Annotated in this window: 18 protein-coding genes; 7 read left to right on the top strand and 11 right to left on the bottom strand. The window is 66.8% G+C overall.

Annotated features, from left to right (window positions below):
* Positions 1 to 19: 19 nt before the first annotated feature.
* The 4 genes from PCK14_RS00575 to PCK14_RS00560 form a co-directional block, all read right to left on the bottom strand.
* The gene (locus PCK14_RS00575) at positions 20 to 1,060 is read right to left on the bottom strand and encodes an NAD(P)-dependent alcohol dehydrogenase (RefSeq protein ID WP_269936966.1); all 1,041 of its coding nucleotides are present in this window, start codon (positions 1,058 to 1,060) and stop codon (positions 20 to 22) included.
* A 76-nt stretch (positions 1,061 to 1,136) separates the two neighbouring features.
* Positions 1,137 to 1,754: a TetR/AcrR family transcriptional regulator gene (locus PCK14_RS00570; RefSeq protein WP_269936510.1), complete on the bottom strand. Its 618-nt coding sequence runs from the start codon at positions 1,752 to 1,754 to the stop codon at positions 1,137 to 1,139.
* Positions 1,755 to 1,872: 118 nt separating this feature from the next.
* Positions 1,873 to 2,901 carry a hypothetical protein gene (locus PCK14_RS00565; protein ID WP_269936509.1) on the bottom strand — a complete coding sequence of 343 codons (1,029 nt, stop codon included), beginning with the start codon at positions 2,899 to 2,901 and terminating at the stop codon, positions 1,873 to 1,875.
* Positions 2,898 to 3,515 carry a nucleotidyltransferase family protein gene (locus PCK14_RS00560; RefSeq protein ID WP_269936508.1) on the bottom strand — a complete coding sequence of 206 codons (618 nt, stop codon included), beginning with the start codon at positions 3,513 to 3,515 and terminating at the stop codon, positions 2,898 to 2,900. Before PCK14_RS00560 ends, PCK14_RS00565 begins: the two co-directional genes overlap by 4 nt.
* 105 nt (positions 3,516 to 3,620) lie before the next feature.
* Here PCK14_RS00560 and PCK14_RS00555 point away from each other — a divergent pair, with 105 nt between their 5' ends.
* Positions 3,621 to 4,859: an amidohydrolase gene (locus PCK14_RS00555; RefSeq protein WP_269936507.1), complete on the top strand. Its 1,239-nt coding sequence runs from the start codon at positions 3,621 to 3,623 to the stop codon at positions 4,857 to 4,859.
* Between the two features lie 10 nt (positions 4,860 to 4,869).
* Here PCK14_RS00555 and PCK14_RS00550 read toward each other — a convergent pair whose 3' ends face one another.
* On the bottom strand, positions 4,870 to 5,763 hold the full coding sequence (locus PCK14_RS00550) for a LysR family transcriptional regulator (protein WP_269936506.1): 894 nt from the start codon (positions 5,761 to 5,763) through the stop codon (positions 4,870 to 4,872).
* An 83-nt stretch (positions 5,764 to 5,846) separates the two neighbouring features.
* Between PCK14_RS00550 and PCK14_RS00545 the strand changes: the two genes are divergently transcribed.
* Positions 5,847 to 6,752, top strand: a complete 906-nt coding sequence (locus PCK14_RS00545; RefSeq protein ID WP_269936505.1) for an EamA family transporter — start codon at positions 5,847 to 5,849, stop codon at positions 6,750 to 6,752.
* A 63-nt stretch (positions 6,753 to 6,815) separates the two neighbouring features.
* Here PCK14_RS00545 and PCK14_RS00540 read toward each other — a convergent pair whose 3' ends face one another.
* Together PCK14_RS00540 and PCK14_RS00535 are read right to left on the bottom strand one after the other, a co-directional pair.
* Positions 6,816 to 7,445, bottom strand: a complete 630-nt coding sequence (locus PCK14_RS00540) for a dihydrofolate reductase family protein (RefSeq protein ID WP_269936504.1) — start codon at positions 7,443 to 7,445, stop codon at positions 6,816 to 6,818.
* Between the two features lie 27 nt (positions 7,446 to 7,472).
* Entirely contained in the window at positions 7,473 to 7,856 is a 384-nt protein-coding gene (locus PCK14_RS00535) for a VOC family protein (RefSeq protein WP_269936503.1), read from the bottom strand.
* Positions 7,857 to 7,922: 66 nt separating this feature from the next.
* On the opposite strand from PCK14_RS00535, the gene PCK14_RS00530 reads away from it, so the two are divergent.
* The 3 genes from PCK14_RS00530 (at position 7,923) to PCK14_RS00520 (ending at position 11,196) form a co-directional block, all read left to right on the top strand.
* Entirely contained in the window at positions 7,923 to 8,075 is a 153-nt protein-coding gene (locus tag PCK14_RS00530; protein WP_269936502.1) for a hypothetical protein, read from the top strand.
* Positions 8,076 to 8,144: 69 nt separating this feature from the next.
* Positions 8,145 to 8,726, top strand: a complete 582-nt coding sequence (locus PCK14_RS00525) for an antibiotic biosynthesis monooxygenase (protein ID WP_269936501.1) — start codon at positions 8,145 to 8,147, stop codon at positions 8,724 to 8,726.
* Positions 8,727 to 8,850: 124 nt separating this feature from the next.
* Entirely contained in the window at positions 8,851 to 11,196 is a 2,346-nt protein-coding gene (locus PCK14_RS00520; protein WP_269936500.1) for a glycoside hydrolase family 5 protein, read from the top strand.
* Between the two features lie 68 nt (positions 11,197 to 11,264).
* On the opposite strand, the gene PCK14_RS00515 is transcribed toward PCK14_RS00520, so the two are convergent.
* The 4 genes from PCK14_RS00515 to PCK14_RS00500 form a co-directional block, all read right to left on the bottom strand.
* Positions 11,265 to 13,490: a glycoside hydrolase family 3 C-terminal domain-containing protein gene (locus PCK14_RS00515; RefSeq protein WP_269936499.1), complete on the bottom strand. Its 2,226-nt coding sequence runs from the start codon at positions 13,488 to 13,490 to the stop codon at positions 11,265 to 11,267.
* A complete protein-coding gene (locus tag PCK14_RS00510; RefSeq protein WP_269936498.1) occupies positions 13,487 to 14,224 on the bottom strand; it encodes a phosphatase PAP2 family protein in 738 nt (245 codons plus the stop codon). The genes PCK14_RS00515 and PCK14_RS00510 overlap by 4 nt, the downstream gene beginning before the upstream one ends.
* Positions 14,225 to 15,490 (bottom strand): MFS transporter, encoded by a 1,266-nt coding sequence (locus PCK14_RS00505; protein ID WP_269936497.1) that lies wholly within the window; start codon positions 15,488 to 15,490, stop codon positions 14,225 to 14,227. It lies immediately after the preceding gene.
* 211 nt (positions 15,491 to 15,701) lie between these two features.
* Positions 15,702 to 16,283 carry a TetR/AcrR family transcriptional regulator gene (locus PCK14_RS00500; RefSeq protein ID WP_269936496.1) on the bottom strand — a complete coding sequence of 194 codons (582 nt, stop codon included), beginning with the start codon at positions 16,281 to 16,283 and terminating at the stop codon, positions 15,702 to 15,704.
* 87 nt (positions 16,284 to 16,370) lie between these two features.
* On the opposite strand from PCK14_RS00500, the gene PCK14_RS00495 reads away from it, so the two are divergent.
* Together PCK14_RS00495 and PCK14_RS00490 are read left to right on the top strand one after the other, a co-directional pair.
* A complete protein-coding gene (locus PCK14_RS00495; RefSeq protein ID WP_269936495.1) occupies positions 16,371 to 18,161 on the top strand; it encodes a glycoside hydrolase family 3 protein in 1,791 nt (596 codons plus the stop codon).
* Positions 18,158 to 19,615 (top strand): carboxylesterase/lipase family protein, encoded by a 1,458-nt coding sequence (locus PCK14_RS00490; RefSeq protein ID WP_269936494.1) that lies wholly within the window; start codon positions 18,158 to 18,160, stop codon positions 19,613 to 19,615. The genes PCK14_RS00495 and PCK14_RS00490 overlap by 4 nt, the downstream gene beginning before the upstream one ends.
* Positions 19,616 to 19,803 lie beyond the last annotated feature (188 nt).

Raw genomic sequence — 19,803 nt, 5'->3', positions numbered from 1 at the left:
GCCGTCGAAGCGATACGGCTCAGCCGTTGGGCAGAATCACGGCGCGTCCGCTGATCTTTCCTTCATGGAGCAGTTCGTAGGCTTTGGGGGCGTCATCGATGGAAAAGGTCTGGACCTCGACATGCAAGGCTCCTGTGCGGGCCAGTTCCAGCACCTCAATGAGTTCCGAGCGTGAGCCCCAGTAGGGTGCGCGGACAGCCATGTCGTACGGCACATGCCCGAACCCGACCTTGAGGGCGCCGCCGCCTATTCCCACAATCTGCATGTCGGCCTCGGACGCGGCCATCTGGGCGCCAAGGTCAACGGTGGCCTGCATGCCGACGAAGTCGAACACGGCGTCCGCTCCACGTCCGCCGGTCAACTCACGGACGGCCGCCACGGCGTCGGCGTTGGACAACAGGGCATGGTGGGCGCCCACCTTCCTGGCCAACTCCAGCTTTTCATCGTTGATATCCAGGGCGACCACCGTGGCGCCGCTGATGGCGCGCAGGATCTGGATGGCAACATGGCCCAGACCCCCGGTGCCGATCACCACGGCCGTTGAACCTGCACCCAACTTGGGCAGGGACGTCTTGATTGCGTGATACGGCGTGAGTCCCGCATCCGTCAGTGCAACATTGAGGGCAGGATCAAGGTCGCCCAGAGGCACCAGGTGGCGCTCATTGTTGACCACCATGTATTCGGCCATGGCGCCGGGGGCTCCGAGACCCGGAGGGCGGATGCCTTCCGTTGCGGCATTCAGGCAGTAGTTTTCCTTGCCCTGGGCACAGCGAATGCAGTGCCCACAACCCCACGGGCCGTAGACGGCAACCGGGTCGCCCACCTTGACCGCCGTGACGCCCTCGCCAATCGCGGCAACAATGCCGGCGCCTTCATGTCCCAGGGTGAGGGGCAGCGGCAGGGTGTAGGCCTCTGCCGGCAGGCTCATGACGAACTCATCGGAGTGGCATACGCCTGCGGCGGTCACCTTCAGAAGGACCTCGCCTGCCCCAATCACAGGAACGGGGATCGTCACAACTTCGGGGCGTCCGCCGATCTCGCGGTATTGAACTGCCTTCATGTGCATGGTCATGCGTGTTTCATCCTTTTCATGGTTGGCCCGCCTGAATGGCGGGGCGGCTGGCGGAGTGATTCCTTTAGTGGATTTCAGGGAGGGAATCCGGCGCTGCCTGCGTCCACCAATGCGGCATCAAATCCCTCAGCAGCCCGGACAGCTGGCCCGGCTCGAGTGGATCCGGGGAGTGCAGCCACACAGCGATTGCGCCGGTTGCCCCGTGGGCAAGAAACTGGGCGGTGACAGCGTCCATCAAGGCCTTCGGCCGCAATGAATCGTCCGGCCCGCCAGGCATCGATCCATGGCGGGCGGCGAGGAAGATTCGCACCGATTCGGCAAAGTGGTCGGACAGGAAATCCGCCAGAAAGCCGTGGCCATTGGCTGGGAGGTTGCGGCGGTAGACCATGCGCCTGGCCACGAGATGTTCTGCCACTGCCCGGTCAACAATCATTCCGCCAGGTCCCTGCGGCCGGGCCGCGGCCTCGGCCAGGAACTGTGCCCGGATCTGGTCCAGTTCCGGCCGGAGTGCAGCCAGCAGAAGTTCGCAAGGATTGGCGGCGTGGTTGTAAAACGTCACGCGGTTGATGCCGGCTTCCCCTGCCACCTTTGCCACTGGCAGGTCCTGGACATCTTCCTGCTCGGCAAGCGCAAGGATTGCCCTGTGCATGGCAGCGACCGTGCGCTGGGCGCGAATGTCCATCCGAAACCTCCTGTGCAGGACCACGGGCGGTCTTGCACGGCAAGCCTACTCCTCATTTGACTACATGTGTAGTCTAAATAATCCGGAGCTGCAGTCCACCGCGCACGACGGCGTGAGGTCAGCCACCAGCGTTGGGCGCGGTCCCGGCGTCAAACTGCACGTGAGTGGGACGGCGGCCGCGGCGCCTGGACAAGCCGGCATTGATGAGGCGCTGCATGGTTTGCTCCGACAGCGGCGGTAGCTTCGGCAGAGTTGCCTCGGGCATGCGCGCCAGGCCGACAATCAGCGAAACATCCATGCCCGGGCCGCGGGCTTCCGCGCGCGCGTAGGAACCCTCGCTGCGCCAGCTGAGGTGTTCGAGTTGGGCGAGCGCCACGGAAAACGACGAGGTGCCAGCGTCAATTCGCAGGCGATCCCGGGTGAAGTGGACGCTGCAAGCCATTGTCCTGCGCCCCACAACCGCCTTCACCAGCAGGAAGGCCGGCAGGCCAAGCGCCCCGCAAAGCAGGACGACAACCGTGCTGCTGCCTGTATTCATGAACCAGTCGAAAGTGAAAAGGATGTAGACCAGGACGGCAGCCACGGCGGCAAAGACAATGGCCAAGATCCAGTTCAGTGTTCGCACGGTCATGGCCACGGCATGGAAATGTACCACTGTGCCAGGGTTTTCAAGCTGCCATTCCGGCGCTGCGGGCGTCGCCTTCTTCCGGCGGGCGGACGGCCTGGACACGAAGTGGCTGAGACGGTGAATGAGCCCCAGCCAGATCCATCCGACCGCCGGAATGGCTGCCATTTGCGCGGCATGCAGCACAGACTTCACCACACTGGGCAGGTCATTGAGCTTGCCGCTGCCCTCGAACACGAGCCAGTGGAGGGTGAGGCCGAAAACCACGGCACCGGCCAGGTGGACCAGCGCGCCGATCCTGGGGTTATCCATCTCGAGCGTTGCGTTGACAAACGCAAAGCCGCACAGCCAGCCGCCAACGAGCCCGATCAGGAAGGGCGGGAAGTCCATGCCGTTGCCGGACAGGACCCAGGGCAGCATTGCGGCGGCACAAAGCAGCGCCCACAGCAGCGGTTTTTGCGCAAGCCTCCGCCACATCGTTGTGCGTTCATGTTGCGGAGCATTGGGAGGCGCCTGGGTCATGCGGGGTGGCCTTCCAAAAGATGGAGGTCGGCGGGGGTGTCGACGTCGGCCCCGTCGCCAAGGTCTGAGCAGTCCACCACGTCCACCAGGTCCCGGTGGGCCGCGAGATACTCCCGTGCCCCGGAATCACCCGTGGCTGAGTCGGCAGCCGCAGCCGCAAGGTCTGCCGGGAACAGCACCGGATTTCCTCGCCGCAGGGATCCGTCACCATGGGCCCCAAACGCGTTGGCGTAGCCCGCGGCCGTGATTCGCCCGGGCTGTTGACTGTTCAGCAGCCGAGCCACGAGTTTCGACGTCATTCCGGGCTGGTCCACGAGCGCCACGAGAACCTGTCCGCCGCCGGCAGCGGCGACCCCTGCGGCGAAGGAACTGCCCATTCCTTCGCCCCAACGCGGGTTCTCCACAAAACTGCAGGCCGGCGGCAGGGGAGTGGCCCGCACCTCGGCGGCACCGGCGCCAACCACCACGACCACCTCGGAACACCCTCCGTCCAGCAGCTGCCGGGCCGCGTGGGCCAGAAGAGTGCCGTCACGGAATGGCAGCAAGGCCTTGGGGCCCAGCCCTAGTCTGGTCCCGGCACCTGCCGCCAGCAGGACCGCCGTCGTACGTTTCATGGCAACAGCCTAGCGGCCGCCCAGTGCACGCAAGGCAACGGGGTCTAGGGTGGAACTCGTCAGCAAGCGGGCCGGCCGGCCGCCGGCGGGAAAGGGAGTGGTGGCGTGGACCGTTCAGCGGTGGAGGAATCCGTCCTCGCAGGGCTGGAAAATGAACTGGACTGGCTTGGCGAAACGTACAGGCAGCTGCACGCGCACCCTGAGCTGAGCTTCCAGGAGCATGCCACCTCCGAGATGGTGGCGGAGGCGCTTGGCCGGTTCGGCTTCGCGGTGCAGCACATTGGCGGCACCGGCGTGGTGGGAGTTTTGGCCAATGGCAGCGGCCCTGTGGCCATGGCGCGCGCCGACATGGATGCCCTGCCCGTCACCGAGGCCACGGGCCTGCCCTACGCCTCCCAATCCGACGGGGTCATGCACGCCTGCGGGCACGACGTCCACGTCACGGCCCTGCTCGGAGCAGCCAAGCTCATGGGGCAGGCCAGGAGCGCATGGCGGGGGACGTTCATCGCCCTGTTCCAACCCGCGGAGGAGGCTGGCGGCGGTGCCCGGGCCATGGTTGGGGACGGCTTGGCAGACAAGGTGCCCCGCCCCGGCGTCGTACTGGGCCAGCACGTCATGCCACTGCCGGCCGGAACCCTGGCCACGGCGGCAGGCCCGGTCCTTTCGGCCGCCGACTCCATCAAGGTCACCGTCCACGGCGTGGGATCACACGGCTCCATGCCGCACATGTCGGTGGATCCCGTGGTGCTGGCCGCCTCGATCGTGCTCAAGCTGCAGACAATCGTCTCGCGTGAGACCAAGCCGGGGGAGTTTGCCGTGGTCACGGTGGGCGCGCTCAACGCCGGCACCAAGTCCAACATCATCCCGGACCGCGCCACCTTGCTGCTGAACATCCGCAGCTATGACGACGCCGTGCGCCGCCGCGTCCTGGCGGCCATTGAGCGGATTGTCCGGGGCGAATGCGCTGCGGCAGGTTCACCCCGTGAACCCGATTTTGAGTACTACGACCAGTTCCCGCTGACCAGTAACTACCCCGGGACCACGGAAACGGTGACCCAAGCATTTGCGGCGCACTTCGGACCGCGGTCGGTGCAGGGTGCGCAGCGCCAGACCGCCTCGGAGGATTTCAGCGCCGTCCCCGATGCCTTCGGGGCCCCGTACACCTATTGGTTTCTGGGAGGCTCGGACCCCGCCGCCTACTCCGCCGCCGTTGCTGCGGGAACGGTTGACAGGGACATTCCGGCCAACCATTCGCCATTCTTCGCCCCGGTGCCCGATCCGACCTTGTCCGTGGGCGTCCGGGCCCTGGTGGTTGCCGCCCTGGCGTTCCTGGACGCGGGCTAGCAGGTCCGGATCATGCGGCCCGGACCAGCCTGTCCAGGATCAGGGCCAGCGCAGGCCATGAGCTGCGGCCCTGCACCGTCCTGGCGAAGGCGCGCAGCTGCAGGCCAGGATTCTCCAACGGAATGATGGAGACCCCGGGAACCGGCGGCCTGTCCAGCGGCAACAGCCCCACGCCAAGCCCGGCCACGATGAGGTCCTCCACCAAATCCAGGCTGTCGGACTGGTGGCGCAGTGTCAGTTCAAAGCCGGCCATGGCCGCGAACGTCCGCAACACGGTCTCGTCGGCCTGGTTGCGTGAGTTGCCGATCCAGTCGTGGCCGCGGAATGCGGAGAGCACCCCGGCCGCATTTGCTTCCGCCCCGGCCAGCGGTGCAGAGGCCGCCGGCACGCCCAGCCCCCACGGAGTGGTCCACAACTGCAAGGTGTCAATGCCGGGCCAGGGCGGCTCGGGTGCCAGGTTGTATTCGTAGGTCAGGGCCAGGTCTATGTGGCCCGCAGCCAGCTTCTTCATGGCCTCGGCCGGCTCATGCTCCAACACCACGATGTCCAGCGCCGGGTGCTCCAGGGCCAGCTCGTGGATCACCGGCATGAGCGCCCTGCGGATGGCCGTGGCGAAGCCGGCAACGCGCACGGTGCCCGAGGGCTCGGCCGCGGGGTCAAGGTCCAGGCGCGCCGCGTCCACGGCGGCAAGGATCACCCTGGCGTGTTCCGCCAGCCTCCGCCCGGCAGGGGTCAAGCGGACACCCCGGCCGTCCGGTTCCAGCAACTGGGCACCCGTTTCGGCCGCCAGCATGGCAATCTGCTGCGAGACGGTGGAGGTGGTGGCCCCGAGCTGCTCGGCGACAGCCCGCATCGAGCCCACACGGGACAGTTCCAGCAAATATTGCAGCCGCCTGGTTTCCATAGGTCTATTGTCCATGATTTGCGAACAATATAGTCCTATTTCTCACGTGGACGTGGACAGATGAATCGCGGTGTACTTGGGCAATGACATCCCCCTTGACCAGGAACTCCGCAGGCACCGGCACCCTGATGGCCTTCGCCGCCATGTGTTGCGTGCAGCTGGGCCTTGCCGCCTCGGTTGGCCTGACCGGCCAGCTGGGCGCCGAGGGAGTGGGCTGGCTGCGCCTGGCCTGGGCTGCCGTCATCATCGTGGCCATTGCCAGGCCGTGGCGCCACAAATTCACTGCCCGGACCCTCCTGATGCTGGCCCTGCTCGGCGTGGCGACCGCGGGCATGACCCTGTGCTTCATGCTCGCGGTGGAAACCATCCCGCTGGGCACGGCCAGCGCCCTTGAGTTCCTGGGCCCGCTGTCCATCGCCGTCATCCAGGGCAGGGGAGTGGCCCGCTGGTGGGCGTTGTCCGCGGCAGCGGGCGTGCTTCTCCTGACGGAGCCGTGGCATGGGGCCGCAGACCTGGCCGGTGTGCTGTTCGCACTCGGCGCGGCAGCGTGCTGGGCCGTCTACGTGCTGTTGACCCAGCGCGCCGGCGACTCCGTCCATGGCATCAGCGCCCTGGCCGTCTCCCTGCCCGTGGCCGCCATTGCCGCCACGCTCGTGGTGGGGCCGGCCACGATCGCCCGGCTCGACTGGCAACTGCTCCTGCTTGGATTTGCCCTGGCCCTGCTGTTGCCGGTCATTCCCTTCAGCCTGGAACTGCTGGCGCTGCGCCGGCTGACGGCCGCGGCCTTCGGCACGCTCATGTGCCTGGAACCGGCCATCGCCCTCGTGGTCGGCCTGTTTGTCCTGGGCCAGGTGCCGCGCCCGGCTGCCCTCGCCGGGATCGTGCTCGTGATCGCGGCCGGCATCGGGGCCACCCGGACCGGGCGACGCGAGCCGAAGGTGGCTGCGCCGGCCACTGCCGAACCCACGCTGGGTGTGGGGCTGCACTGACTCCTGCCCAAGCACGACGACGGGAGGTGGCTTGTGCTGGCAGCCGGCAACCGCCGTGGTGGATCAGGAAGGGACGTCGCCAACGCCCGTGTACGTGCCGTGGCCCGCGCTGCCCGTGACCTGGTAGCTGTGCAGGGCCAGGCCGCCCGGGGTTGCAGTGGTGCCGATCAGGCGCAGGCCCAAGGGGGCAACGCCGTCGGGGAACAGCCTGCGGCCGCTGCCCACCACCACAGGGGCAACCACCAGGCGGATCTCGTCGATCAGCCCCTCGGCCAGCAGGGACTGGGCAAGGATGGAGCTGCCGTGGATTTGGATTTCCCGCCCGGGGCCGGCCTTGAGCTCCCGGATCTTGCCGGCAATGTCACCGGACAGAACAGTGGTGGGGTTCCACGATCCTGCCGCAAGGGTGTTGGAGGCCACGTACTTGGGCAGCCCATTCATGAGTGTCGTGAAGGGGTCGTTCGGGTCGGTGATTTCCGGCCAGTCGCGGGCGAACGCGTCATAGGTTTTCCTGCCCAGCAGGAGTGCGTCCGCCTCCTGGAGCCACGTGGCGGCCTGGTCGATGAAATCCTGGTCCATGTGGGGGACAAACCAGCCGCCGCCGGTGAAGCCGCCGCTCGTGTCCTCGTCCGGCGAACCGGGCCCCTGGGAGACGCCGTCCAGGCTCACAAATTCCGTCAAGGTCAGTTTCATGGCTGTGCTCCTGGCTCGGCCGGCCGGTCAGACGTGCTGGTCCACGATGACGGGGTTGCCGTCGGGATCGGCAATGACGAAGCTCGCCGGACCGGTGGTGTCCGGGTCGGCCTCCGCAATGAACTCGACACCGTCTGCCTTGAGCTGCGCCTGGAGCTCGCGCACGTCGGTGAAGGGTGCCACTGCCTGGGCGTTTTGGTCCCAGCCGGGGTTGAAGGTGAGCGCGTTCTTCTCAAACATGCCCTGGAACAGCCCCACCACGGCCTCCCCGTTCTTCATGACAAGCCAGTTCTGGGCAACGTCGCCCACATGGCTGGTGAATCCAAGTTTTTCGTAGAATGCCACGGAGGCCTTGATGTCCTTGACCGCGAGGCTGACTGAGAATGCGCCGAGCTGCATGGGGTGCTCCATTCCTTGTTGGATTTCCTTGATCATAACCGGGCCGCACAGCTCTGGCCACGCCCCCTCGGCGGGTGGATGATGGAAACAGCCGGACACCCGGCCCGTACCAAGGAGCTGAACACCATGGACATGATGGGGCTTGCCATTGCCATTGGATGCATCGTGCTGGTCACGGTCATCATGGGCTTGATCGCCACGCACGGAACATACGGGAAGACGCACCACTAGAGTCAGCGCCCTGCGGCGCCCGCGTCCGCCATGCGGGCGGCCCTTGCGAATATCCTCTAACATGGTGCAGTGCAGAATTCCCAGCCCGTCACCGTTTCCATCGCCCGCTCCGTGCAGCCCGGCTACCACCGCCAGTTTGCCGCCTGGGCGCATGCCGGCCAGGAGCTGGCCCGCGAATGGCCCGGCTACCTCGGCTCGGGTTGGGTCCGGACTGCCCCGGACTCCGATGAATGGCACGCCATGTACCGCTTCGCCGACGCCGAATCGCTGCGGGCCTGGGACGACTCCGATGAGCGCAAGTGGTGGATCGACAGCGCCGGCAGCATCATGGAAATCACGCGCGTGGAACACCGCACCGGCATCGAGGGCTGGTTTGACCAGCCCGGCGACTCCCGCATCAGCGTCCCGGAAACCGTGGTCCCCCCGCGCTGGAAGCAGGCCATCAGCATCTTCCTGCCCTTCTTCCCGCTGAGCCTGCTGGCCAACTTCCTGCTGCACCCCCTGACCGGTTCCTGGCCGCTGCCGCTGTCCGTGCTCCTGAACGTTTGCCTCCTGACGCCCATGATGACGTACCTGTTCCTGCCGCTGAGCACGCGGCTGCTCCGTCCCTGGCTTCAGGCCCCGCGCAGGGACCGCGGAAAGCGCAACTGACGCGCCGACGTCGTCCGGGGCTGGCAGTGGCATGGAAACCTATTGCCGCTCGGGATTGACGGGGTGCCTGCGGCGGGAGATGCTGGGCGGGTAACCCGCCACGCTTTTGCCACGATGGAGTGTCATGAATCCGGTCCGCCGCACCGCTGTTGCCCTCGCCGCCATGGTCCTTCTAGTGGTACTCCAGGCCGCGGCCGACCCAACAGGCCTGCTGGCCCTGGTGGGATGGCAGGGGGCGGAGCTGCGGTTTGACCTTGGCCTGTGGCCGCTGGCGCCATACCTCGTCTTCATTCCCGTCCTGCTGGCCATGACGTGGTGGACCACGCTCCGGGCCGGAAACCGCTTCTGGACCCACGTGGCCGGCCTGGTGCTCGCCGTGTTGCTGGCCCAGGCTGCCGCGTGCCTGGCCATGACGTGGGACCCGGCCGTCGCGGGCTGGGCCGCAGGGTTTGTGGCCGCCAAGGCCGTGCCCGCCGCGCTCATCGTGGCTCTCGTGACCCGTTGGCTGGGCGGGCAGCGGAACCTGGTGGGCCACGACGCCGGCTCGCTGTGGATTCCCGCCGCAGTCCTGGCCGTTGCCGCGCCGCTGCTGGCCGGACACTGGTGGACCGGGGCGGTCTACGCGCCCGGAATCCCCGTGGCCCGCATTGACAGGGGGTTCACCTCGAGCCTTGTGGCGATGCTCCTGCTGGCTGTTTGCGCCCTGCCCGCGCTGCGTCTGGTCCGCGCCCGGGTTCCCGGCGTGCTGGGCGGCTGGATCGCGGCACTCGTGGCCGGCGGGGCGGTGGGTGTGGTGCAGGGCGTTGTGGGGTTCATGGTCGACGGCGGCTTCCGCGGCGACATCTGGCCCCTCATGGCACTGTATGTTGCGGTGGCCGACGGACTCGCCTTTGGTGCGTGCACGGGCTGGATGGTGGGGCTGGTGGCCGTGGCCCTGGACAGGCGCCGGGTGGCGCTGCCGGCTCGGGTGGCGGTTGCCGCAACTGCATCCGCCGGTGCGGTGGCGCTGGTCCTCTCACTCGGGCTCCCGGGCATCATGCCACGAACAGGTGTGGACGGGGCGAAAAATCCGGCCGCGCCCGCCATGCCGGCGCCCTTCCTGCGTGCCGACGGCAGCATCATTGCCGACGGCGACGGCAATCAGGTGCTGCTGCGCGGCGCCAATGTAAACCAGCTTGTGGACTTCTACCAGTACGACTCCGCACTTCCCGTGGTCCGCCCCCTCACGGAAGTGGACTACTCGGACATGGCCTCCCACGGTTTCAACGTGGTGCGGCTTAACATTTCGTGGTCGGCCCTCGAACCGGTGCGCGGTGCCGTCAACGCCGAGTACCTGGGCCGCATCAAGCAGGCTGTGGCGTGGGGCAAGCAGCACGGAATCTACACCGTGCTGGACATGCACCAGGACGGGTGGTGGAACGGGCCCAGCCCCGAGGACGTTGCATGCCGGCCCGGAACCGAGCCCATGTGGGGCTATGACGGGGCGCCCGAATGGGCCACCATCACCGACGGCGCGCCGCGCTGCCAGTTCACGGGCCGCGACATCTCACCCGCCGGCGACCGTGCGTTCCAGCACTTCTACTTCGACACGGACGGCATCCAAACAGCGCTGGCCCAGACCTGGGGCAAGCTTGCGGGGGAGTTCAAGGACGAGCCCATGGTGGCCGGCTTCGACCTCCTCAATGAGCCCGGCTTCGGCGAAACGGCCCCCGTCACCACGGCCCACCAGTTGGGCGCCTTCTTTGACAGGGCCATCACGGAGATCCGCGCCGCCGGCGCACCGCAGATGGTGTTCATCGAGCCGAGCATCCTGTGGTCCGGGCTGGGCTTCGACACCGGACCCATCCCCGGTTTCACGGACGATCCCAACATTGTCTTCTCCCCGCACCTTTACGCCGAATCCATCACGATGGACCGCGACCTCGGCATCCCGCCCATCGTCGGCATGGAACGCCAGTTCCAGCTGGCGCAGCGCGTGGCGGACAGCTACGGGGCACCGCTCTGGTCCGGCGAGTACGGCTACTGGGGCGAGTCTGCGGATGTGGAATCCCGCATGGCGCGCTACGCCGCCACGGAGGACCAGCACATGCTCGGTAGCGCCTATTGGGTGTGGAAGCAGGCCTGCGGCGACCCCCAAAACGGCGTGGGCTCCACGGGCAACGGGCTCATGGTCCAGGACTGCGCCACCGGCGGTGACGCTGCACCGCAAACGGTTATCCTGGACCACCTGAGCCGTGCCTATCCCATGCGTACGCCCGGCAAGCTCACCTCCCTGGCCGCCCAGGGGCCGGCATTCCAGCTGGCCGGAACCACGACGGCACGCAACTGTGGCCTGAAGATGTGGATACCGGGATCGGCCCAGCCCGCGGTGGAAGGCACCGGGGTTACGGACATCAAGGCAACGCAGGTCCCCGGGGGCTGGCAGCTGGCTGCCTGTGCCGAGGGCGCCTACACACTCCGCAGCAAGTAGGAGCCGGGGGGCGTTAGACAGCTTTCCCCTCCCCGGCCGTGGCCAGGGAGGGGAAACGAGGGGATCAATCAGCTCGCGTTGGCCATGGCCAGGAGCTGTTCCAGCTGCTCCGGCTCAACGCCAGAGCCCGGGAAGCCCATCATGCGTCCAATGGGGGCCGAGGCCAGCATCTTCAGGATCGAGGGATCGCTCATGAGCCCAGCATTGCTGCCGCTGCCCATGGCTGCCGTCATGATCGGGCCGGCCACGGGGTGCGCCATGACCTCGCCAATGCTGGAGTCGGTAGTCAGCGGCACGCGGACTTCATCGCCCGCAACATCCACGGCAAGGGACGCACGAATGTCGCGGCTGGAGGCCCCGATCTCCACCGTGTAGCTGCCGCTTTCCACGCTCCATGCCGAAACGCGCGTGTCCCAGTAGGCAAGGTCTTCGCGGCGAAGCAACAACTGCACGGCCCGGCTTTCGCCGGCGGCAAGGTGGACCTTCGCGAAGCCCTTGAGCTCACGCGGCGCCCGCGAAACGGCGGAGGAGGCCAGTCCCGTGTACACCTGGACGATCTCGGCACCATCGCGGTCGCCCGTGTTGGTGACGGTCAGCGAAACGGTGATGCCGGCTCCGTCCGCCACGGCGCTGGCACCTGAGAGCTCGAACGTTGTGTAGGAGAGCCCGTGCCCGAACGGGTACGACACCTCCATGTTGCGGGCGTCGAACCACCGGTAACCCACCATGAGGCCCTCACCGTAGCGGACGTGGCCATGCTCGCCCGGGAAGTTGCCAAAGGCCGCGGTGTCCTCGAGCCGCACCGGAATGGTCTCGGCCAGGCGGCCGGAGGGATTGACGACGCCGTACAGCACCTGGGCGATGGCCCCGCCACCGGCCTGGCCCAGCAACCATCCCTCCACGAGTGCCGGCACGCGGTGGGCAAAGCCGGAGAGCCGGACCACGCCTCCGTTGGAGAGGATCACAACTGTGCGCGGGTTTGCTGCCAGGACAGCCTCCAGCAGTTCAAGCTGGGCCGCGGGCAGTTCAAGGTGCTCGCGGTCAAAGCCCTCGGACTCCTGGCTGGCGGGGACGCCCAGGAACAGCAGCACGGTTTCAGCAGCCCCCGCAACAGCCACGGCCTGGGCCGTCTGCTCAGGCGTCCCCACGCCGTCCTCGCCGTAGCCGGGCGCAAAGGGGACCTCGGTGCCGGCCAGGGAACGGATTTCCTGGAGCGCATTCTCCAGCCGGGTGGGGTTGATCTGCGAGCTGCCCGCACCCTGGTAGCGCGGCGCCTGGGCCACGTGGCCCACCACGGCGACCGAGGCCGAGCGCGCAAGGGGGAGGACGCCGTCGTTCTTCAGCAGCACAACGCTGGCCGCCGCAGCCTCGCGGGCCAGGGAATTGTGGGCCTCGACGTCGTAGCTGGCGTTGGCATCCGCGCCGGCAACCGCCTTCTGCACCAGCTCCGCCACGCGGGCGGCGGCAGTGTCAAGGATGGCTGCATCCAGGGTGCCAGAAGTGACGGCCGCAACCAGTTCCGCGTCCGTGCGGCCGCTGGAAGACGGCATTTCCAGGTCCAGGCCGGCCGAAAGGGAGGCGACGCGGTCCACCACGGCGCCCCAGTCGGACACCACCAGGCCCGCGAAACCCCACTCGTTGCGCAGCACGGAGGTCAGCAGCCACGGATCCTGGGAGGCGTACGTGCCGTTGATGCGGTTGTAGGAGCACATGACAGTCCACGGCTGGGCATCCTGGACCACCCGCTGGAATCCGCGCAGGTAAATCTCGCGCAGGGGTCGCTCGTCAATGTCCGCGGAGACGCGCATGCGGTCCGTTTCCTGGTTGTTGGCGGCAAAATGCTTCAGGGAGCCACCCACGCCCTGGGACTGGAGCCCGTTGACCAGTGCCGCACCGAGCACGCCGGAGAGCAGCGGATCCTCGGAGAGGTACTCGAAATTGCGTCCGCACAGGGGCGAGCGCTTGATGTTCACTCCGGGGCCAAGCAGCACGCCAACGCCTTCAGCCCGAGCCTCTTCTCCGAGGGCTTCGCCCACCCGCACCAGAAGATCCTCATCAAAGCTGGAACCGAGCGCCACGGCCGGGGGGAAGCAGGTGGCCGGGACGCTGCCGGCCAGGCCAAGGTGGTCGGCGGAAGCGTCCTGCTTGCGGACTCCGTGCGGGCCGTCCGTCAACATGATGGAGGGAACGCCGGGGGCTTCCTTGGTGGTCCAGAAATCCGCGCCGCTGGTCAGTCCGGCCTTCTGCTCAAGGGTGAGGGCCGCGACGGTTTGTTCGGGGGTGGGGTTGGTCATGATGCTCCAATTTCGGTGGTTTTCAGTCGGGAATCGATGGGGGCTTTCGCCCTGCGCAGGGGCTTGCCGCGGTCCTTCTCCAGCAGGGGCGCGAACGCCCACCACAGGATCAGGGTGGCGCCCGCGCCTGCGGCCAGTCCGGCCAGGGTGTCGGAGAACCAGTGGGCGTTGATGAGGGTCCGCTGCCACACCATTCCTACGGATAGCAGTCCACCGGCGATCCACCAGATCCAACGGCGGGCCGGCGGAAGAAGTGCGGCCATGGCGACCACGATGAACGCCATCGTGACCGAGTGCCCTGAGGGCAGCGAGCCGTGGTCCACCTGGAACAGGGGCCCGTACAGCCCGTTGGCCTCATCGGCGGCGGGGCGGGGGCGGTCCACCAGGTTCTTGGCGACCTGGGCAACCAGAGTTGAACCGACCATGGAGGCCAACACAAACAGTGCAGAACGCCAGCGCCGGGCAAGGAACAGCAGGCCGGGGATGACGACGATGAACAGCAGGGCACCAAGTCCCTGGCCCAGGTGCTGGTAGAACATGGGCAGGGGCGCCGTTTCCGGACCCGGCCCCGATCCCACCAGCCCCCGCCAGGCATCATCGAGGCCCTGGACGAACGGGGCGTTGACGTTCAACGACACAAACCAGGCGAAGACGGCAAAGGCGAGCAGCAGCGCAAGGCCTGAGGCGAGCAGGCGGCGACGGTCCGGCGTCGTCCGGCTCGGGGTGGCCGGCACCTAGCGCACACCCTTGATGAACCAGACGGCAAAAGCGCCCAGGATGGACAGGGCAATGCCAATGGGGAAGAGGGCAATGTAGCCGCCGAAGGTGAGGATCACAATGCTGGCCAATCCCGGTGCGAGGGTCTGGGGCAGAGTCGCGGCAATGTTCACCACGCCCAGGTCCTTGGCGAAGGAATCGGCAGAGGGGAGAACCTCGCTCATGAGTGCCTGGTCAACTGCCTGGAAGGCGCCGAAGCCGAGGCCTGAGATGACAGTGAACAGCAGCCAGCCGGTGAAGGTGGGCATGACCATGGGGATGATCAGGGCCAGACCCACGAGCACGGAGGAGACGAAGACGAAGATCTTGCGGCGGCCGATCCGGTCGGACATGGGGCCGGCAATGAGGGTTGCCGTGATGATGCCGGCCAGGCTGGCGAGGCCGAACAGCGGGATGGCTGCGGCTGCGCCGTCGCCCAGGCCGATGTAGTCGGAAAGGATGTACAGCTGGTAGCCGGTGACGGCAAAGTAGCCGGTGTAGAGCAGCAGGCGCCCGGTGAAGGCCCAGAAGAAGTCGGGGTGGGCCATGGGGTTCACCCAGAACGTCTTCAGGAACACCGTGAGCGAGAAGGGTTCACGCTTCATGTCCTTGCTGGCGTGGTCCGGGTTGAAGACCACAAAGAGGGTGATCACCAGGACGGCCAGGCCGGCAAAGAACATGTAGCCAAAGGGGATGTTGGCAGCGAACATGGAGCCGACGATCTGCCCGCCAATGGCACCAAGCATCATGCCCAGCCCGGCAAGTGCCGAGAACGTGCCGCGGGCGGCGCGGGGAACGCGGTCCGGGAGGATGGCGCTGAGCGGGCCCTGCGTGAAGTTGTAGGCGACCTGGACAATGACCCAGGCAATGCCGATCTGCACGAGCGAGTTGGCCATGGCCATGCCGATAAGGGCCAGGCCGCCAATCAACGTGCCGCCCACCATCAGCTGGGCGCGCCGCCCGAACCGTGAGCGCGTGCGGTCGGAGATCAGGCCCGCAATGGGCTGGGCCAGCATGGCGGCGAAGGAGCTAATGGTGGAGATGACGCCGAGGTTGGCGATCTTGTTGGCCGGGTCCACCCCTGCGACCTGCAGCGGGAGAAGAATGCCGGGGACCGCGCCCCAGATGATGAAAATGCTGATGTTGGCCGGGATGATCCAGCCCAGAAGGCGCTTTACGCTGCCCTTGACCAGTGGCGGCGGATCCGCCAGCCCATCCATCACACCAGTTGCTTGGGACGTCATTGCCATGTCGGTAGTCCTCGGTAAAAGGGGCTCGTCGTTGAGCCGTGTGTGAATACCGTACATCGCTCGGTTTCGGCGCACAAGGGTTTTGCTGCATGGATTCACGGCAGCGGCGCACCATTAAATGCCAACCGCGCGCCACTCCATGAGTGGCGCGCGGTTGGCGGCTAAACGGTGCGCAGGTCCAGTGGCCCGGGCAGCCTGGTGGCTGCTATACCCGGGTCAGTGAGTCCCAAAGAAGGGAAAGGTGGGCCTGCATGTCCACGGTGCTGTCCAGCAGCCACTGGCTCTGGAGGCCGTCACTGGCCGCCAGCATGAGCAGGGCGATGCCGTCAGCGTCAAGGGAGGCCGGCAGCCGGCCCAGGTCCTGGTCTTCCCGGATTGCGGCGACCATGATCTGGCGGAAATATGCCGAGCGTTCCTGGAAGTAACCGTGGGCGGGGTGTTCGGCCTCTGAGGCCTCGGCGGAAAACTGGGTGTACAGATGGACCAGGCCGGGCACATCCGCGTTGTGCCGGATCACATTGAAGAAGCCCTTGATGCGTTCGGTTTCCCCGGCCTCCACGATGTACGTCTGCGTGTCCACATCGTCGCGCTTGCGGAGCACCGCAATGAACAGGTCCTCCTTGGTGCCGAAGTAGTGCAGCAGGCCTGTCTGGCTCAGGCCAACTGCCGCGGCAAGCTCGCGCAGGGACGTCTTGCGGTAGCCGCGTTCGGCAATGACCCGCAGCGCGGTGGTCAGAATTTCATCGCGCTTGGCGATGCCTTTTGCATATGATCCTCGTGCAGCCATGAAGCCAGCTTAGGGCACAAAAAACCCTTGACGCTGAAAACAGAGCGGGCTACTGTTTTCAAACATCCACCTTTGAGGAGTGCACGCGTGAACAATGAAGATCCGCAGGCCCAGGCCGTCGACACCAGCTTCCGGGACGCATCGCTCCCGGTGGCGGAGCGGGTTGAGATCCTGCTGGGACAGATGACCCTGGAGGAAAAGGCCGGGCTGTTCTTCCACACCATGGTGGTCCCCGGCGGCAACGGGACGCTGGAGCCCAGCGACTCCCCGTTCAAGCTGCCGGGCGTGACCGAGATGGTTGTGGACAAGGCAATGACGCACTTCAATGTACTGGGTTCAGCCCCCTCCGGCGCCGAGCTGGCAGCCTGGCACAACGCCGTGCAGGAACTCGCCGCCGGCACACGCCTGGGCATCCCCGTCACACTGTCCACCGACCCGCGCCACCACTTCTCCAACAACCCCGGCGCCTCCATCCTGGCCGGGCCCTTCTCCCAGTGGCCGGAAACCCTCGGCTTCGGCGCCCTGGACGATGAGGCACTGACGGAGAGCTTTGGCGACATCGCCCGCCAGGAATACGCAGCCGTCGGCCTGCGCGTGGCGCTGCACCCGCAGATCGACCTCGCCACCGAGCCGCGCTGGGGCCGCCAAAACGGCACGTTTGGCGAGAACGCCGAACTGACGGCCAGGCTCGGCGCCGCCTACATCCGCGGCTTCCAGGGGGAAACCCTTGGCCCGGATTCCGTCTCCACCATGACCAAGCACTTTCCCGGCGGCGGCCCGCAGCTCGACGGCGAAGACCCGCACTTTGCCCACGGGCGCGAGCAGGTGTACCCGGGCGACAACTTCGAGTACCACCTCAAGCCCTTTGAGGCGGCCTTCGAGGCCGGCACCAGCCAGCTCATGCCGTACTACGGCATGCCGGTGGGCACCGGACACGAGGAAGTGGGCTTTGGCTTCAACAAGTCGGTCATCACCGGGCTGGCCCGTGAACGCTACGGCTTCGACGGGATCGTCTGCACCGACTGGGGCCTGCTCAGCGATGCCCAGATCATGGGCGAACCCTTCCCGGCACGTGCCTGGGGCGTGGAGCACCTTTCGGTGGCCGAGCGGATGGCCAAGGTCATCGAGGCCGGCGTCGACCAGTTTGGCGGCGAGGCCATCCCCGAAGTTCTGGTTCAGCTGGTCCAGGACGGCACCATCGCGGAGGCGCGGCTGGATGAATCCGCCCGCCGGCTGCTGCGAGAAAAGTTCATCCTGGGCCTGTTCGACGCCCCGTTCGTGGATGTCGAGGCGGCCGCGCGGATCGTCGGCAGCCCTGAATGCAGGGCCGCGGGGGAGCGCGCCCAGCGCGAGGCCCTCACGGTCCTGGCCAACGGAGGCGACGGCGGACCCACCCTGCCGCTGGCCCGCGGCATCCGCATTTACGCCGAAGGACTGGATCCCGCCACGGCCGCCGGCTACGGCACGATCGTGGACTCACCGGCTGAGGCTGACGTTGCGCTCCTGCGCCTCTCGGCGCCGTTCGAACCACGCCCTGGTGTCTTTGAAAGCTTCTTCCACCAGGGCTCTCTCGCGTTCCCGCAGGAGGAAATCGAGCGCATCAATGCCGTGTGCGCAGCCGTTCCAACGGTCCTGGAGATCTACCTGGACCGTCCGGCCATCCTCACCCCGTTTGCCGGCACCGCCGCAGCCCTTGTTGTGGACTTCGGCGCCTCCGACCACGCTGTCCTGGACGTCTTGTTCGGTGACAGCCCCGCCCGCGGCCGCCTGCCGTTCGAACTTCCCTCGAGCATGGCTGCCGTTGCAGAAAGCAGGTCCGACATGCCCTCCGACACCGCAGATGCGCTGTTCCCCTTCGGCCACGGGATCACACTGTGAAGGCCACGGAGACCTATGTTGAGGCGGGCACGACGGCGGGTCCCGTCCGTGGCGCCTGGCGCAACGAGTGCGCCGTGTTCCTGGGCATCCCCTTCGCCGAACCGCCCGTGGGTCCGCTGCGATTTGCCGCGCCTGTTCCGCACGCACCGTGGGAGGGGGTGCGTGATGCACTGGAAATGGGGGCCACGCCGCAGCGCGGCGACAACGGCATCACGCTCATCCCGGAACCCTCGGTTCCCGGCCCGTCAACCCTGAACGTCAACGTGTTCACACCATCTCCCGGCACGGATGCCGGGCTGCCCGTGCTGGTCTACATCCACGGCGGGGGATTCACCTCCGGCTCCCCGGCCAGCCTCTGGTACGACGGCAGCTCCTTTGCCCGCGACGGCGCCGTTACTGTGGTGCTGTCCTACCGCCTGGGCTTTGAGGGCTTCGGCTGGGTTGAGGGCGCACCGCACAACCGTGGCGTCCTGGACTGGATCCTGGCCCTGGAATGGGTGCGGGACAACATTGCCGCCTTTGGCGGGGACCCCAACCGGGTCACGATCGCGGGGCAGTCGGCCGGCGGCGGCGCCGTGCTGACCCTGCTGGGGATGCCAAGTGCCCAGCACCTGTTCAGCGCTGTCTACTGCTCCTCGGGCGTTGCCGCCGACGTGAAGCCGGCGACGGCCCAGGCCTTTGCCCGGAAACTGGCGGGGCAGGCCGGTGTCGAAGCCACACGCGCCGGCTTTGAATCCGTGCCGGAGGAAACGCTGCTTGAACTGCAAAAGAAGGCTGTCATGCCGGCGGGGCCGCCCCTGAAGGCCTTGCAGTCGCTGGCCCAGGACGGGCTGAACCTGGGCCCGGTCATTGATGGCGATCTCATCAGCCAGCCCACCATTGAGTCCGTCCGGGCAGGTGTGGGGGCGGGCAAGCCGCTGGTCATCGGCGCCAACGACGATGAATTCTCCATGATCTTCGCCGACGCCAAAAACAAGCTCAAGTGGATCCCCGCGTCCTTCATGCTCGGGCGGATCGGGCTGCGGGGAGACAAGCGCCGCAACTACCTGTTGGCCAACGCTGATGTGCGGGCGGGCGGCACCGCGGCAATCATGGGCCGGTACCTGACCGATTCCATCTTCCGCACCTTCATAGTGGAGTTCTTGGCCGCCCGGGGCACTGCACCAACCTGGGTGTACCGCTTCTCCTGGCGGTCGCCGGTCCACGATTGCGCCTTCCACTGCCTCGAGGTGCCGTTCTTCTTTGACATCCTGGATCGTCCCGGCGTGGCCGAGGTTGCCGGCAGTGCCCCGCCGCAGGGGCTGGCCGACGACGTGCACTCGGCCGCACAGAGCTTCCTGGCCACGGGCGATCCCGGCTGGCCGCAGTATGGCGACCGGTCCCGGACCAAGGTGTTCGACGCCCCCAGCACGCTCATGGACCAGGGCTACAGGGCGGTGGTCCCACTGCTGTAGGCTGCCTTGCCGCACTGTCCAAAGATCCCCCTTTCGCGTTCTGCCAGCGGAGGGGGATCTTTTTACTGCCCGGGAGCCCGCTCTCCGCCATGCGCCCGTCACCGCCCAAATGGACTTAAGGACTGAGTCAATAATGGCGCTACCTGACCGACTATTTGTTTGCTAAAAATTGAGTTACCCGTTCGCGG

This window comes from Arthrobacter sp. HY1533 (genome assembly GCF_027568515.1).
Taxonomy (GTDB): Bacteria; Actinomycetota; Actinomycetes; order Actinomycetales; family Micrococcaceae; genus Specibacter.
This window is presented reverse-complemented; position numbering and strand designations above follow the sequence as displayed.